The sequence below is a fragment of the Streptomyces sp. NPDC054813 genome (assembly GCF_053611365.1).
The window spans coordinates 42869-58173 of sequence record NZ_JBSHAF010000040.1 but is presented as its reverse complement, the minus strand read 5'-3'; the positions used below and the strand labels follow the sequence as shown (position 1 = coordinate 58173).

At 69.0% G+C, this 15305-nt stretch carries 14 protein-coding genes and 1 tRNA gene; 7 read left to right on the top strand and 8 right to left on the bottom strand.

Annotated elements, in window-relative coordinates:
• Positions 1–50 precede the first annotated feature (50 nt).
• Positions 51–635 (bottom strand): Uma2 family endonuclease, encoded by a 585-nt coding sequence (locus ACWGJB_RS46335; RefSeq protein ID WP_453386058.1) that lies wholly within the window; start codon positions 633–635, stop codon positions 51–53.
• Between the two features lie 155 nt (positions 636–790).
• Here ACWGJB_RS46335 and ACWGJB_RS46330 point away from each other — a divergent pair, with 155 nt between their 5' ends.
• Positions 791–1303, top strand: coding sequence for a GNAT family N-acetyltransferase (locus tag ACWGJB_RS46330; protein WP_453386057.1), 513 nt, complete (start codon positions 791–793; stop codon positions 1301–1303).
• A 19-nt stretch (positions 1304–1322) separates the two neighbouring features.
• Here the strand turns inward: ACWGJB_RS46330 and ACWGJB_RS46325 are convergent, their stop codons facing one another.
• Positions 1323–1787, bottom strand: coding sequence for a Clp protease N-terminal domain-containing protein (locus tag ACWGJB_RS46325; protein ID WP_453386056.1), 465 nt, complete (start codon positions 1785–1787; stop codon positions 1323–1325).
• 7 nt (positions 1788–1794) lie between these two features.
• Entirely contained in the window at positions 1795–1998 is a 204-nt protein-coding gene (locus tag ACWGJB_RS46320; RefSeq protein ID WP_189262712.1) for a helix-turn-helix domain-containing protein, read from the bottom strand.
• An 88-nt stretch (positions 1999–2086) separates the two neighbouring features.
• On the opposite strand from ACWGJB_RS46320, the gene ACWGJB_RS46315 reads away from it, so the two are divergent.
• The 4 genes from ACWGJB_RS46315 to purM all read left to right on the top strand — a co-directional run bounded on the left by ACWGJB_RS46315 (position 2087) and on the right by purM (position 6265).
• Positions 2087–2884, top strand: a complete 798-nt coding sequence (locus ACWGJB_RS46315) for a sterol carrier family protein (RefSeq protein WP_453386055.1) — start codon at positions 2087–2089, stop codon at positions 2882–2884.
• A gap of 18 nt (positions 2885–2902) precedes the next feature.
• On the top strand, positions 2903–3376 hold the full coding sequence (locus ACWGJB_RS46310) for an META domain-containing protein (RefSeq protein ID WP_453386054.1): 474 nt from the start codon (positions 2903–2905) through the stop codon (positions 3374–3376).
• 221 nt (positions 3377–3597) lie between these two features.
• Positions 3598–5127 (top strand): amidophosphoribosyltransferase, encoded by a 1530-nt coding sequence (purF, locus tag ACWGJB_RS46305; protein ID WP_360481173.1) that lies wholly within the window; start codon positions 3598–3600, stop codon positions 5125–5127.
• 34 nt (positions 5128–5161) lie between these two features.
• Positions 5162–6265 carry a phosphoribosylformylglycinamidine cyclo-ligase gene (purM, locus tag ACWGJB_RS46300; RefSeq protein ID WP_453386053.1) on the top strand — a complete coding sequence of 368 codons (1104 nt, stop codon included), beginning with the start codon at positions 5162–5164 and terminating at the stop codon, positions 6263–6265.
• Between the two features lie 116 nt (positions 6266–6381).
• Here the strand turns inward: purM and ACWGJB_RS46295 are convergent, their stop codons facing one another.
• Both ACWGJB_RS46295 and ACWGJB_RS46290 read right to left on the bottom strand, forming a co-directional pair.
• Entirely contained in the window at positions 6382–6642 is a 261-nt protein-coding gene (locus tag ACWGJB_RS46295) for a DUF3073 domain-containing protein (protein ID WP_351937593.1), read from the bottom strand.
• Positions 6643–6942: 300 nt separating this feature from the next.
• A complete protein-coding gene (locus ACWGJB_RS46290) occupies positions 6943–8034 on the bottom strand; it encodes a Leu/Phe/Val dehydrogenase (protein ID WP_453386052.1) in 1092 nt (363 codons plus the stop codon).
• Between the two features lie 233 nt (positions 8035–8267).
• Between ACWGJB_RS46290 and ACWGJB_RS46285 the strand changes: the two genes are divergently transcribed.
• Positions 8268–9110: a hypothetical protein gene (locus tag ACWGJB_RS46285; RefSeq protein ID WP_453386051.1), complete on the top strand. Its 843-nt coding sequence runs from the start codon at positions 8268–8270 to the stop codon at positions 9108–9110.
• Positions 9111–9753: 643 nt separating this feature from the next.
• Positions 9754–9960: a developmental transcriptional regulator BldC gene (bldC, locus tag ACWGJB_RS46280; RefSeq protein ID WP_003949541.1), complete on the top strand. Its 207-nt coding sequence runs from the start codon at positions 9754–9756 to the stop codon at positions 9958–9960.
• Between the two features lie 526 nt (positions 9961–10486).
• Here bldC and ACWGJB_RS46275 read toward each other — a convergent pair.
• The 3 genes from ACWGJB_RS46275 to hrpA all read right to left on the bottom strand — a co-directional run bounded on the left by ACWGJB_RS46275 (position 10487) and on the right by hrpA (position 15116).
• Positions 10487–10678, bottom strand: coding sequence for a DUF6274 family protein (locus ACWGJB_RS46275; protein WP_453386050.1), 192 nt, complete (start codon positions 10676–10678; stop codon positions 10487–10489).
• Between the two features lie 301 nt (positions 10679–10979).
• Positions 10980–11054: transfer RNA gene (locus ACWGJB_RS46270), tRNA-Asp, on the bottom strand.
• Positions 11055–11147: 93 nt separating this feature from the next.
• On the bottom strand, positions 11148–15116 hold the full coding sequence (gene hrpA, locus ACWGJB_RS46265) for an ATP-dependent RNA helicase HrpA (protein ID WP_453386049.1): 3969 nt from the start codon (positions 15114–15116) through the stop codon (positions 11148–11150).
• Between the last annotated feature and the right edge of the window lie 189 nt (positions 15117–15305).

The window sequence follows — 15305 nt, the reverse complement described above, 5'->3', positions numbered from 1 at the left end:
TAGGACGACGAAGGCCCCGCCCGGACGTTTCCGGGCGGGGCCTTCTCGGCTCATCGGACGTAGTTCTTGAGGATCTCCGTGTCGAGTTCGATGCCCATCGGTTCGGGGAGAGCCACCTTCTCGCCGAACTTCGCGGTCTGGACGGTGCGGTAGCCACCGATCTGCCGGTCCGGGCCGCTGTGCACCGTGACCGTGCAGGAGTCCCGGTCGATCAGGAGGTACAGAGGGATTCCCGACTGGCCGTATGCGGTCGGCTTCTCGTGCCGGTCCCGTCGGTCGGTGTCCGAGTCGTACGAGGTGACCTCGACGACCATGAGCGCGCCATCCGGGTCGGCCCACTCACCCTGTCCCGCGAAGTGCGCCTCGGGTACGAGCACCGCATCCGGTTTCACCCGTCCCTCCCGGTACGCCTCCACCCGGAGTCCCCGGCTCTGATACAGGTCCAGGTCGGGCCTGGTCTGCATGCAACGCCGCGCCAGCCACGTCACGATGGTGTCGTGGTCTCCGTCCGCCACCTTCTTGACTCCGATCCGTCCGTTGATGAACTCCAACGTGACGGTCTCGGGAGCGGCGGAGGCGATTGTTTCGAACTCCTCCACCGACATCTGAGACGTGCGCTCGGCCATAACCGTCATGCTGCACCCCCTTCCAGGCGAAAACCAGTGTCGCCAGGTCCCGGCGATGCGAGGCGGGTTTCGCCGTTGATCACATTCATGGGTGATCGTTCTTGGCTGTCGCAGCCGGCTCCGGGACCCTTTCGGGTTCCAGCCGGAAACCGCATCCTTCTGACATGCACTTGCGAGATGTCACCCCGGACGACGTGGACGCCTACGTCCGCATGCGCTGCGACCCCGTCATGATGAGGGACCTCGGCGGACCGTTGCCCCCCGAGGGCATGAAGGACAAGGTGCGCCGGGACGCCGAGGCGGCGGCAGCGGACACCTCCTGGATCAAGGTGATCGTCCCTGATCCCGGCACCCCCGACATCGTCGCGGGCCATGTGTGCATCTGGGCACACGACGAGGACGGGAAGCCGATCTCGGAGATCGGGTGGATGGTCCTGCCCGAGTTCCAGGGGCGTGGCCTCGGCAAGCTGGCCACCCGCACCCTCCTGCGGCAGGCCCGGGACGAGAACCGCTGGGGCGACATCCACGCCTTCCCGGCGACGACCAACGGCCCCTCGAACGGCATCTGCCGATCCCTCGGCTTCCGCCTTCTCGGCGAGGTCGACGTCGACTTCGCGGACCGGGCCATCCACAGCAACCACTGGGTGATCACCCCGGCTTCCGACCTCGTTCCCTGACCGCCTCGGGCCTGACGTCTCAGCCGCCCGGCTGCCGGATGCGTGCCCGGACCGCGGTGCGGTCGATGTCCAGTTCGGCCAGGAGTTCCGCCACGGGATCGGGCCGCTCGCAGTCGAGGAGGGCCAGCAGCAGGTGTTCCGGGGTGATGCGGCGGCTGCGGGCCCTCTTCGTCTCGGCCAGGGCGCGGGGGAGGACGGCGCGGGCGCCCGAGGTGAAGGGGGTCCGCTTGCGGGACGCGGGAATCGGTGCCCGCTCGATCCCCCGGACGTCGATGCCGACCACGGCCAGCGCGGACCGGTCGAGGGAGTCGAGGGCGCCGCGTGCGGTCTCCAGGTCGGTACCGAGAGCGCGGACCGCGCCGGGATCGTGCAGCACTCCCAGCAGCAGGTGCTCCGTACCGATGCGGCGGTCGCCGCGCAGCGTGGTCTCTTCGAGCGCCGACGTGACGGTCGCCCGGGCCTCTGCCGCGAACTGTTCGAACATGGTCGTCTCACTTCCCGTACTTGGCGTGGACGGACTGCCGGGACACGCCGAGGGCGTCCCCGATCTGCTCCCAGGACCATCCCTGTTCCCTGGCGCGCGCGACCGCCGCCGCTTCGACCTGCTCGGCCAGTCGGTGCAGGGCACCCACGGCCCGCAGTCCCACCGCGGGGTCGTGCGACCTGAGGCGTTCCGAGAGCTCTTGCGTTTCCATGCCTGTCAGTCTGGATTGACAGTCCCCTGCTTGTCAACCCAGCCTGACAGGCGCTCGCCTGTCGGACCGGGGCAATACGCTCACCGCCATGCCTCCCGCCAAGAAGCGCCCCAGGACGTACGACCCCGGCAAGATCCGTACGGCGGTTCTCGCCCAGCTCGCGGACGTGCGAGAGGCCGTCCAGGGCCTCACCCCCGAGCAGCTCGCGCTCCCCACCCGGCTCGGCGAGTGGACCGTACGGGACCTCGTCGCCCACATCGGCATGGCCGTGACCGCCGTCCAGCGGGCCCTGGACCAGCCCGAGCCGGCGAAGGCCGACGCGGTCCTCCTCGACTGGCCGTTCGCGACCTCGGGCAACTCCGCCGCCATCGCCGACTTCACCCGGGCGCTCGCCGACGGCCACCCCGACCTCGATGCCTATCTCGCCGACGCCGACGGCAGCCTCCGCGCGCTCCTCGCGGCACACCCCGGCACCCGGCTGCTCGCCACCAGCGCCGGCGCGATGTCCCTGGACGACTACCTGGTCACCCGGACCGTCGAACTGGTCGTCCACACCGACGACCTCAACGCGGCCGTCGCGGGACCGGAGGTGCCGTTCGACCGGCAGGCCCTGGCCGCCTGCACCCGGCTGCTCGCCGACGCGCTCGCGGTCAAGGCGCCCGGCGGCTCCACCGAGGTGCGGGTGCCGCCGTACGCCGTGGTGCAGTGCGTCGAAGGCCCCCGGCACACCCGGGGGACCCCGCCGAACGTGGTCGAGACCGATCCGCTCACCTGGATCCGGCTGGCCACCGGACGGCTGGGGTGGCAGGACGCCCTGGCGGACGCCAAGGTCAGCGCCAGCGGCGAGCGGGCGGACATCGGGGCCCTGCTGCCCCTCATGAGCTGAGGGAACCGATCATCCGGGGTGTTCCGTCGAACCGGCATGTACGGGTACAAGCAGCGCACGCAGCGCAGGACCCTGACCATGACGGCGGCCGCCGTGCTCGTCCCGCTCGCGGTGGCCTGTGGCGGTGAGAAAGCCGGTGTCTCCGTGGGATCCCAGCCACCGGTGACCGGGATCGAGTGGACCGTCGACAGCGTCACGGTGGACGGCACCACCCGGCGCGCCCCGGCACCCGCCCACGTGAAGATCGACGACGGCAAGGCCGCCGGCAGCTACGGGTGCAACCAGTTCAGCGCCACCGCGAAGGTCACGGACGACCGGATCCGGCTGAGCAACGCTCGCACCACCCGCATGGCCTGCGACAACACCCGCATGACCTTCGAGCGCGCCCTCGCCCGAACCCTCACCGCGGGGCCGCTCACCACCCGGGCCGACGGCAGAAAGCTCACCCTCACCACCGTCGGCGGCGACCGGGTCGAGCTGTCCAGGAAGTGACCTCCGGCGCCCCGAATGATGTGCGACACCTCACTCAGAGATACGGTGTGAGGGGGTTGCGCGGGCACAGGACCGCACGAACGTGCCCCGGCTGGAGATTCCTCCCACCGTGTTGACCAGCGGAAATGGAGAAACCCACAACCGCGTCCCCAGTCGTAGATCCATTACGGCCGGGTATCCCCAATTCGGACCAGTGGTCGATCTCGCCTACACTCGGTGGCGTGCCACGTGGTGACGGTCTCCTCAATCACGATCTGCTCCCCGGTGAGAAGGGCCCCCAGGACGCTTGCGGCGTCTTCGGTGTCTGGGCTCCGGGCGAAGAGGTCGCCAAGCTCACGTACTTCGGGCTGTACGCCCTCCAGCATCGGGGCCAGGAATCCGCGGGAATCGCGGTCAGCAACGGCTCCCAGATCCTCGTCTTCAAGGACATGGGGCTGGTCTCCCAGGTCTTCGACGAGACCTCCCTCGGTTCGCTCCAGGGTCATATCGCGGTCGGTCACGCCCGCTACTCGACCACCGGTGCCTCCGTGTGGGAGAACGCCCAGCCGACGTTCCGCGCCACCGCGCACGGCTCGATCGCGCTCGGCCACAACGGCAACCTCGTCAACACGGCGCAGCTCGCCGAGATGGTCGCCGACCTCCCCAAGGACACCCACGGCCGGTCCACCCGGGTCGCCGCCACCAACGACACCGACCTGCTCACCGCGCTCCTCGCGGCCCAGGTCGACGCCGACGGCAAGCCGCTGACCATCGAGGAGGCCGCGCACGCGGTCCTGCCGAAGGTCCGGGGCGCCTTCTCCCTCGTCTTCATGGACGAGCACACCCTCTACGCCGCCCGCGACCCGCAGGGCATCCGCCCGCTGGTCCTCGGCCGCCTGGAGCGCGGCTGGGTCATCGCCTCGGAGTCCGCCGCCCTCGACATCTGCGGCGCCAGCTTCGTGCGCGAGATCGAGCCGGGCGAGTTCGTCGCCATCGACGAGAACGGTCTGCGTACCTCGCGATTCGCGGATGCGAAGCCCAAGGGCTGTGTCTTCGAATATGTGTACCTGGCCCGCCCCGACACCGACATCGCCGGGCGGAACGTCTACCTGTCCCGGGTGGAGATGGGCCGGAAGCTGGCCAAGGAAGCCCCGGTCGACGCCGATCTGGTGATAGCGACCCCGGAGTCCGGCACTCCCGCCGCCGTCGGCTACGCGGAGGCCTCGGGCATCCCGTTCGGCAACGGTCTGGTCAAGAACGCCTATGTCGGCCGGACCTTCATCCAGCCCTCGCAGACCATCCGGCAGCTCGGCATCCGCCTGAAGCTGAACCCGCTGAAGGAAGTCATCAGGGGCAAGCGGCTGGTCGTCGTCGACGACTCGATCGTGCGCGGCAACACCCAGCGGGCCCTGGTGCGCATGCTGCGCGAGGCGGGCGCGGCCGAGGTCCACATCCGGATCTCCTCGCCGCCCGTGAAGTGGCCCTGCTTCTTCGGCATCGACTTCGCCACCCGCGCCGAGCTCATCGCCAACGGCATGACCATCGACGAGATCGGCACCTCGCTCGGCGCCGACTCCCTGGCCTACATCTCCATCGACGGCATGATCGAGGCGACCACCATCGCCAAGCCGAACCTCTGCCGTGCCTGCTTCGACGGCGAGTACCCGATGGAGCTCCCGGACCCCGAGCTGCTGGGCAAGCAGCTCCTGGAGACCGAACTGGCCGCCGGTCCGGCAGCCACGGCCGCGGCCGACGCGATCCGTCGCCCGTAAGCCCCGTAGCAACCAACCCGAAAGATCCCAGGCAATGTCTGCTGCAGACAATCAGTCGCCTCCGGCGACGGGTGCTGTTCCCGGTGCTTCCTACGCGGCCGCCGGTGTTGATATCGAGGCGGGCGACCGCGCCGTCGAGTTGATGAAGGAGTGGGTGAAGAAGACCCGGCGTCCCGAGGTCCTCGGCGGCATCGGCGGCTTCGCCGGTCTCTTCGACGCCTCCGCCCTCAAGCACTACGAGCGCCCGCTGCTCGCCTCCGCCACGGACGGCGTGGGCACCAAGGTCGACATCGCCCGGCAGCTGGGCGTGTACGACACCATCGGCCACGACCTGGTCGCCATGGTCATGGACGACATCGTGGTGTGCGGTGCCGAGCCGCTCTTCATGACCGACTACATCTGTGTCGGGAAGGTCCACCCCGAGCGGGTCGCCGCGATCGTCAAGGGCATCGCCGAGGGCTGTGTGCTGGCCGGCTGCTCCCTGGTGGGCGGCGAGACCGCCGAGCACCCGGGCCTGCTCGGCGCGGACGACTTCGACGTGGCCGGCGCCGGTACGGGCGTGGTGGAGGCCGACCGGCTGCTCGGCGCGGATCGTATCCGTACGGGTGACGCGGTGATCGCCATGGCGTCCTCCGGGCTTCACTCCAACGGGTACTCCCTGGTCCGGCATGTTCTGCTGAACCAGGCGGGGCTCGCGCTCGACGCGCATGTCGAGGAGCTCGGCCGCACGCTCGGCGAGGAGCTGCTGGAGCCGACCAAGATCTACTCGCTGGACTGCCTGGCCCTGATCCGCACCGCCGAGGTGCACGCCTTCAGCCATGTGACCGGCGGTGGACTCGCCGCGAACCTGGCCCGGGTCATCCCGGACCACCTGCACGCGACCGTCGACCGGGCCACCTGGACGCCGGGTGCGATCTTCGACCTGGTCGGCCGGACCGGCAACGTCGAGCGGCTCGAACTGGAGAAGACGCTCAACATGGGCGTCGGCATGATCGCCATGGTCCCGCAGGAATCGGTGGACGTGGCGCTGGCCACACTGGCCGACCGCGGGGTCGACGCATGGGTGGCCGGCGAGATCACCGAGCGCGGCGAGCACACCACGGGCGCGGAGCTGGTCGGCGACTACGCGCCGAACTAGCCCCTCGGGCGGGTGAGGAGCGGGATCCGGGGCCGAGCCCTGTGAGGCCAGCACAAAACCCGGTCCGGCGTCAGAACCCCGGACCGGGTATGTGAACGGCTAAGCAGCCGCGGGCATTACGCACCGCGACGATGTTGAGACTGGGGACCGGACTGGTCGTCCTCGTCCTCGTCGTCATCGTCGTTGTAGAGATCCGCGTACTGGGCGTACGGGTCGTCGTCCTCGTCGTCGTCCTCGAACGGCTCGCCATTCGGCGGCTGGCTCGAAGTCGAAGCGCCCAGCTCGCTGGCCAGACGTGACAGGTCAGTCCCACCGCTGTTGTACTTCAGCTGGCGGGCGACCTTCGTCTGCTTGGCCTTGGCCCGGCCGCGCCCCATGGCTCGACCCCCTCGGTGACGGGGCTCGACGGCCCCAGAGTCTGACACGCGTTCATGATCCGGAACGGACTCTCCTCGGAGAGACCGGTCCGTAGGGCTTCCACGGTACCTGAGCCCGCGCCCATACGGTACGTCGCCCGCACCACGCGCCTGGCTGCACAACCCGCGAGGCGCCCCGTCCCCGCTGGTCAACGACGATTTTAACCACTTCCTGGCGAGCGACCCGCCGACGAACGTGAGAGTTCTCTCCAACTGCCCGCCGGCGGGTACCGGAAATCCGTGCGGAAACCCGGCGTTCGGTCAGCGTGCATCCGCCGTTGCCGCTTCGTGCATCCGCTGTTCGGCGATCCGGTCGGCCGCCGCGGCAGGCGGAATCCCGTCATCCTTCGCACGAGCGAATATGGCCAGGGTGGTGTCGAAGATCTTCGCCGCCTTGGCCTTGCACCGGTCGAAGTCGAACCCGTGCAGCTCGTCGGCGACCTGGATGACCCCGCCGGCGTTCACCACGTAGTCCGGTGCGTAGAGGATCCCGCGGTCGGCGAGGTCCTTCTCAACGCCGGGGTGGGCGAGCTGGTTGTTGGCCGCGCCGCACACCACCTTGGCGGTCAGCGCCGGCACCGACTCGTCGCTCAGGGCGCCGCCGAGCGCGCAGGGCGCGTAGATGTCGAGGCCCTCGACACGGATCAGGGATTCGGTGTCGGCGGCGACCTGGACCTGGGCGTGCCGGTCGGAGATCCGGCCGACGGCCTCCCGGCGCACGTCGGTGATGACCACCCGGGCGCCTTCCTCCAGCAGGTGCTCCACCAGGTGGTGGCCGACCTTGCCGACGCCCGCGATGCCGACGGTGCGGCCGCGCAGCGACGGGTCGCCCCACAGGTGCTGGGCACTGGCCCGCATGCCCTGGTAGACGCCGTACGCGGTGAGCACGGAGGAGTCGCCGGCGCCGCCGTTCTGCGGGGAGCGCCCGGTGGTCCACCGGCACTCCCGCGCCACGACGTCCATGTCGGCGACATACGTGCCGACGTCGCAGGCGGTGACGTAGCGACCGCCGAGCGAGGCCACGAACCGCCCGTAGGCGAGCAGCAGCTCCTCGCTCTTGTCGCGCTCGGGGTCGCCGATGATCACGGCCTTGCCGCCGCCGTGGTCCAGACCGGCCATGGCGTTCTTGTACGACATCCCGCGCGCGAGGTTGAGGGCGTCGGCGACGGCCTCCTCCTCGTTGGCGTACGGGTAGAAGCGGGTGCCGCCGAGGGCGGGGCCCAGCGCGGTGGAGTGGATGGCGATGACGGCCTTGAGGCCGCTCTTGCGGTCCTGGCAGAGCACGACTTGCTCGTGACCGCCCTGGTCCGAGTGGAACAGGGTGTGCAGGACGCCGGTGGAAACGTCGGTCACTGTGGTGACTCCCGGTTGTGTCGCGGCGAGTGGAAGCGGGGGCTCCCGTACGGGTGGCGGGAGCCTGGCATGAGCGTAGAGCTATTGCCCGCCCACCATCCGCGCCGTGTTCAGGATCACTCTCCCGCGCCGTGAGTGCACGTATGAGCGTGGGACGATTTGCTGTGGTTTCGCGGCTGCTCCGTAGTGGGTTCCGCTGGTTTCGAGCCCGGTCCGATGGGGAGGGAGCAGGCGTGCCCAAGGTGTCCTCGGTGGTCATCCCCTACGCGACGTACCTGCGTGTGTACGAGCCGCTGGCCGCCTTCCCGGAGCCCGAGCGCGGCCACTGGACGCGCTACGCCCGCCGCTCCGACCGGCCCTCCTATCAGGACGAACTCCGGCGCGCACTGGCCGACTTGCTTCCCACCCCGCCGATCCCGGTGCCGGTGCAGGAGAGCGCCGACGCCTTCGTCCTGGAGGTCGACGGTGTCGTGTGCGTGTGCCCGTGGCGGACCCGGCTGCGCGGCTGGCAGGCCCTTCAGGAGCTGCCCGACGAACTGCCGAACACGGTCCTGGACGCGATGCTGCCCCCGGTCGTCCGCCGGCAGGCCGCGATGGACTACGAGCGGTGGCTGGCCCGCAACCCCGACTCCCGGCCCTGGATCCGGACGGCGACCTGGCAGGTGCCGCTGAACTGGTTCGTGCTGGTCTCCGACGAGGAGCGCCGGTACGAGAAGGGCACCGGCGAGATCCCGCCGATGCTGCGCTACCGCACGCCGATGGTGCAGGCCCGGCGCCGGGTGGCCCGGGCGCTGCGCACGCTCAAGGACACCATCGACGAAGGACCGCTGATCGACGGCCTGGTGGACGTCGGACGCTGGCTGGAGGAGTTCCATCCCCGCTCACTGGTCGAGCTGGACTACGGCGGCCTGGTGCACGCCCTGCCGGCCGGCGACCTGGAGGACGACCATTCGGCGGCCGATGTGGCGGCCGGCATCGAGGCGCTGCGGCAGGGCGACGGGGCCGCGGCCGGGGAGGCGTACGGGCGGCTGGTGGAGCGCTGGCGGGCGGTGCGGGACCGCCGGTCCGCGAACTGAGCACGGCTGTGACCACCGGCCCGAGTGCCGGCCTGAGCACCGATGCCGACTGCTCCGCACTGAGTGTCAGGTCATGTGATGGTGTGACAGCCGGATGACACCTCGGTGACGTATGAGTGCCGAGTGATCTACATCACGGCCCAGATGCCATGAAACAACGTACGTTGACGGCACTTCAGTGAACGCACGGGACGTTGGTCCCGATCCGGGCTTTTGCGTCAAGGGTGACGGACCGCACTTACACGGCTCTTGCGCCTCTTGCCACTCCTCGTGCCAAAATAGGACAAGGAGTCCGGGGAGGGCTCCTTCCGTCCACTTGTGGTGCACTGTGGGCGGAATCTCAGCATTGCACTCGCTTTGGGGGGTCTGACGACTCCTGATCGCCATGTGACTGATCGTCACAGTGGCGTGACTGTCCGCTATGGCATGGTCCATCGGCTTCCGCGGCTGATGACTACCTGGGAGGGCAATTCCATCGGTTTGGCCGACGCGGCTGGACGGATGGTGTAGTTGTAGTGCCGAGGACAAGCCGTTCGTCCTATAACCGACTCGACTCGCGTCCACCATTTCGGGCAACGCGGGTCAAGGTGCAGAATTTAGAGGAAAGAACCGAGAAGGTTCGGTTCTCCCGAGGAGGCCGCTCATGACCGCTCGCACCCCTGATGCCGAGCCGCTGCTGACCCCGGCTGAGGTCGCCACGATGTTCCGCGTCGACCCCAAGACGGTCACGCGGTGGGCGAAGGCCGGCAAGCTCACGTCGATCCGCACACTGGGCGGACATCGACGCTACCGCGAGGCTGAGGTCCGCGCGTTGCTCGCGGGTATCCCGCAGCAGCGCAGCGAGGCCTGACCAACTGAATAGCGGGCAAACCGACCGGTCCCCCAACTGGCCGAGGTGCTCGCAACCCTAGCTCCGAGCGACGCGGGACCTGCCCCAACAGGGCCCACGCCCAGGCCGACAGAACTTCTCAGGCAGCGACACAGGGTGCGTCGTAGATCGCGCTGGACTCCGCCGGGTCCAGCGCGATCTTTTTTGTGCGTCCATGGGGCCTGATCGACCATGACCGGCGACTCTGTGGGCAGCCTTGTCGGAGTCTGGGGAGGCCTGTCGGATCTGCTGTGAACGCGCCCGAAGGTGGGACGGGAGGGGGTTCGGGGGGGAGCTCGTGGGCGTGCCGCGGGAGGTGTCTCAGGGTGGTGCAATTGCACATATTAAATTGACTTGTTGTATGCGGGGTGTAAGTACCGTTGTTTCAGGAACTTATGCGGTGACTCCCGTCACATACCGCACGGGTTGTTTGTACTGCCCCGGGTGCGCTAATGGAGTCGAAGGCTCCACCGTCCCACAGGGGAACGGCCGTTGGGGCCGGCGCCGCTCAAGCGCCGACGGGACCTTCGTCCTCCGGGGCGTCCTCGGGGGCCTCCGCGGCGCACGGGGCGGAGGTCATGGCCAGTCGCAGCAGCCGATGGCAGACCGGGCAGTGGCGGGTCAGGTGCCGGTACGACGAGGCGGCCGCCAGGTGGGCCCGCAACAGGGCTCGCGTCTCATGCCGCACCGAAGCCGCCATACGCCACCTCCAGGAGGGGGTCCGAGGGGAAGCGGGCCCTGTCTTCTGGGTACCGACCGAATGTGACCCCGTCAAGAGCGCACCCTCTGCACCCGGCCAACGGCCAGGGGGCTGGCGGCGCCGCCGGGGAACACGGAAGAGGCCCGCGTCCCTTGTGGGGATGCGGGCCTCCCGGGTTATGCGGTCCTGACGGGATTTGCTGCATCCGATCGCGGCTGCGCCGCGGGCGCGGCCTCCGTCTCGACGGGATGACGTGCGAGAGGCCCGCGCCCCTTGAAGGGATGCGGGCCTCTCGCCTATGCGGTCCTGACGGGATTTGAACCCGCGGCCTCCACCTTGACAGGGTGGCGAGCACTCCAAACTGCTCCACAGGACCAGGTTTTGCGGCACTTTGTCTTCGCTGTGCTGCGAGAAGGACTGTACAGGAGGGTGAGGGTCCTGGTCGAACTCACGCAGCGTGCCCGGTCGGTTACGGTAGTGCGGAGTCGATCGCCTTCACGATCCGCTTGTCGGAGATCGGATACGCCGTGCCCAGCGCGTGCGCGAAGTAGCTGACCCGCAGCTCCTCCAGCATCCAGCGGATGTCCAGCGCCTGCTGCGGCACCGGCCGCCCCTTGGGGAGCTGCTCCAGGAGCCAGGCGTACTCGTCCTGCATCTCGTGGACCTTCTCCATCCGGGTGGTGTCCCGCTGGACGTTGGTCGGCATCTGCTGGAGGCGCCGGTCGGCGGCCACCAGATAGCGCATGAGGTCGGGGAGCCGTCGTATACCGGCCCACGTCACGAAGCCCGGCTTCACCAGGGCGTCCAGCTGCTTGCGGACGTCCGTCAGGTTTGCCAGCAGCGCGGGGCTCCCCACGGCCTTCAGACGGCGCTCGCAGGCCTGCCAGGCCGCCAGTACCTGCTGCACCTGACCGACCGTACGGACCGTCGTGTCGACGATCTCGGCGCGCACCTTGTCGTAAAGCTTCCGGTACGACTCCTCGTCCCACACCGGTCCCCCGAAGTCGCCGATCAGCTTGTCCGCCGCCGCCATCGCGCAGTCGTCGAACAGGGCCTGGATCGTGCCGTGCGGGTTGGCGGACAGTGCCAGCTTCTGGGCGTTGGTGAGCTTCTCCGAGGCGAACTTCGCGGGATTGACCGGGATGTTGCGGAGGATCAGCCTGCGCGTGCCCTTCCACATCGCCTCGGCCTGCTCCTCCTCGGTGTCGAAGAGGCGGACCGAGACCGTGTCGCCGTCGTCGACGAGCGCCGGGTACGCCTTCACCGGCTGGCCGGCCCGGCGGGTCTCGAAGACGCGGGTGAGCGAGCCGATCGTCCAGTCCGAGAGGCCCGTGCGCTCCAGCGACTCGCCGCCCTCGCGCTCCGCGGTGGCCGCGGCGGCCTGCGAGATGGCCTGGCGGGCCTTCGGCTTCAGCCGGATCTTCAGCGCCTCCAGGTCCTTGTCCTCGGCCAGCTTCCGGCGCCGTTCGTCGACGATCCGGAAGGTGATCTTCAGATGGTCCGGGAGCTTCGCCCAGTCGAAGTCATCGGCCTCGAAGGGCACCCCGACCATCCGCTTCAGCTCGCGGGCCATGGTCGTGGTCAGGGGCTCCTGGAGGGGGACCGCCGTGTCCAGGAAGCGCTTGGCGAAGTTGGGTGCCGGGACGTAGTTGCGGCGGATCGGCTTGGGCAGGGACCGGATCAGCTCCGTGACGACCTCTTCCCGGAGGCCCGGGATCTGCCAGTCGAAGCCCTCGTCCCTGACCTGGTTGAGGACCTGGAGCGGGATGTGCAGGGTCACACCGTCGGCGTCCGCGCCCGGCTCGAACTGGTACGTCACCCGGAACTTGAGCTGCCCCTGCTGCCAGGAGTCCGGATAGTCGGCCTTGGTGACCGCCTCCGCCGACTCCCGGATGAGCATCTCGCGCTCGAAGTCGAGGTACTCCGGCTGCTCCTGGCGCTTGTGCTTCCACCAGGAGTCGAAGTGGGCGCCGGAGACGACGTGTTCGGGCACCCGCTGCTCGTAGAAGTCGAAGAGCGTGTCGTCGTCCACGACGATGTCCCGGCGCCGGGCCCGGTGCTCCAGCTCCTCGACCTCGCTGAGGAGTCTTCGGTTGTCGGCGAAGAACTTGTGGTGGGTCCGCCAGTCGCCCTCGACCAGCGCGTTGCGAATGAAAAGCTCGCGGCTGGTCTCGGGGTCGATCCGGCCGTAGTTGACCTTGCGCTGGGCGACGATCGGTACGCCGTACAGCGTGACCTTCTCGAACGCGAGCACGGCCGCCTGGTCCTTCTCCCAGTGCGGTTCGCTGTACGTCCGCTTCAGGAGGTGCTCGGCGAGGGGTTCCACCCACTCCGGCTCGATCTTCGCGTTGACCCGGGCCCAGAGGCGGGAGGTCTCGACGAGTTCGGCGGACATCACGAACCGGGGCGTCTTCTTGAACAGGGCCGAACCGGGGAAGATCGCGAACTTGGCGCTGCGGGCGCCTAGATACTCGTTCTTCGCTGTGTTCTTCCCACCCTCGCCCCCGGCGTTCTTCACGTCCTTCATACCGATGTGCGAGAGCAGGCCCGCGAGCAGCGAGACATGGACACGGTCTCCGGGGGCGTCCTCCTCGTTGAGGTGGATGCCCATCTGCTTGGCGACCGTGCGCAGCTGGCTGTAGATGTCCTGCCACTCCCGGATGCGCAGGAAGTTCAGGAACTCCTGCTTGCACATCCGCCGGAAGGACGACGAGCCGCGTTCGCGCTGCTGTTCGCGGATGTACTTCCACAGGTTGAGGAAGGCGAGGAAGTCGCTGGTCTCGTCGCGGAAGCGGGCGTGCTGCTGGTCGGCCTGGGTCTGCTTGTCGGCGGGGCGTTCGCGCGGGTCCTGGATGGAGAGCGCGGCGGCGATGACCATGACCTCACGGACACAGCCGTTCTTGTCGGCCTCCAGGACCATGCGCGCGAGGCGCGGGTCGACGGGCAGCTGGGCGAGCTTGCGGCCGGAGTCGGTGAGCCGCTTGCGGGTGTCCTTCTCGTCCGGGTTCAGGGCGCCCAGCTCCTGGAGCAGCTGCACACCGTCGCGGATGTTGCGGTGGTCCGGCGGGTCGATGAAGGGGAACTTCTCGATGTCGCCGAGGCCGGCCGCGGTCATCTGCAGGATGACGGAGGCGAGGTTGGTCCGCAGGATCTCGGCGTCGGTGAACTCCGGGCGGGCGAGGAAGTCGTCCTCGTCGTACAGCCGGATGCAGACGCCGTCGCTGGTCCGGCCGCAGCGGCCCTTGCGCTGGTTGGCGCTGGCCTGGCTGATCGGCTCGATGGGCAGCCGCTGCACCTTGGTGCGGTGGCTGTAGCGGCTGATCCGGGCGAAGCCGGGGTCGATGACGTACTTGATGCCCGGGACGGTCAGCGAGGTCTCGGCGACGTTGGTCGCCAGAACGATCCTGCGACCGGTGTGCGGCTGGAAGACGCGGTGCTGCTCGGCGTGTGAGAGCCGGGCGTACAGCGGCAGCACTTCCGTGAACCGGTAGTTCTTCTTCTCCAGCGCGTCCGCGGTGTCCCGGATCTCCCGCTCTCCGGACAGGAAGACGAGGATGTCGCCCTTGCCCTCGGCCTGGAGCTCCTCGACCGCGTCGCAGATCGCGGTGATCTGGTCGCGGTCGGCGTCCTCGGCGTCCTCTTCGAGGAGGGGCCGGTAGCGCACCTCCACGGGGTACGTCCGGCCGCTGACCTCGACGATCGGGGCGTCCCCGAAGTGCCGGGAGAACCGCTCGGGGTCGATGGTCGCGGAGGTGATGATCACCTTCAGGTCGGGCCGCCTGGGCAGCAGCTGGGCCAGATAGCCGAGCAGGAAGTCGATGTTGAGGGACCGCTCGTGGGCCTCGTCGATGATGATCGTGTCGTAGGCGCGCAGCTCGCGGTCGGTCTGGATCTCGGCGAGCAGGATGCCGTCCGTCATCAGCTTGACGAAGGTGGCGTCCGGGTTCACCTGGTCGGTGAAGCGGACCTTCCAGCCGACGGCCTCCCCGAGGGGCGTGCGCAGCTCCTCGGCGACCCGCTCGGCGACGGTGCGGGCGGCGATCCGGCGGGGCTGGGTGTGACCGATCATTCCCCGGACACCGCGCCCGAGTTCCAGACAGATCTTCGGGATCTGTGTGGTCTTCCCGGACCCGGTCTCACCGGCGACGATCACGACCTGGTGATCGCGTATCGCCTCCGCGATCTCGTCCTTCTTCTGACTGACGGGCAGCTGCTCGGGGTACGACACGGCGGGCACGACGGCGCGTCGGCCGGCCATCCGTTCCTCGGCCCTGGCCACCTCGGCCTCGATCTCCGCGAGGACGGTGGCCCGGGCCTCCGGCTTACGGATCTTGCGTGCACCTTCCAGCCTGCGCCCGAGCCGGTGCGCGTCGCGCAGCGAAAGCTCGGTCAGGCGGGGGGCGAGAGCGCCGAGGGCGGGGGCGGGATGCGTAGACATACGCGGTCCAGGATCTCACCTCGGGGAAATTCGTGGCGAACGCTTTTGCCTCCGGCGGTTCGGCCGGGGTTGGGCTACCGGCTTCACCGGCCCCGCCGGGCGGCCGGGGTGGCAGCGGAGGGGCCACGGCGGGGCCGGCGCCGGGTGCGGCGGGGCGGTGTGGAGGCGGGTGGTTCGGGGTGCCTGTGG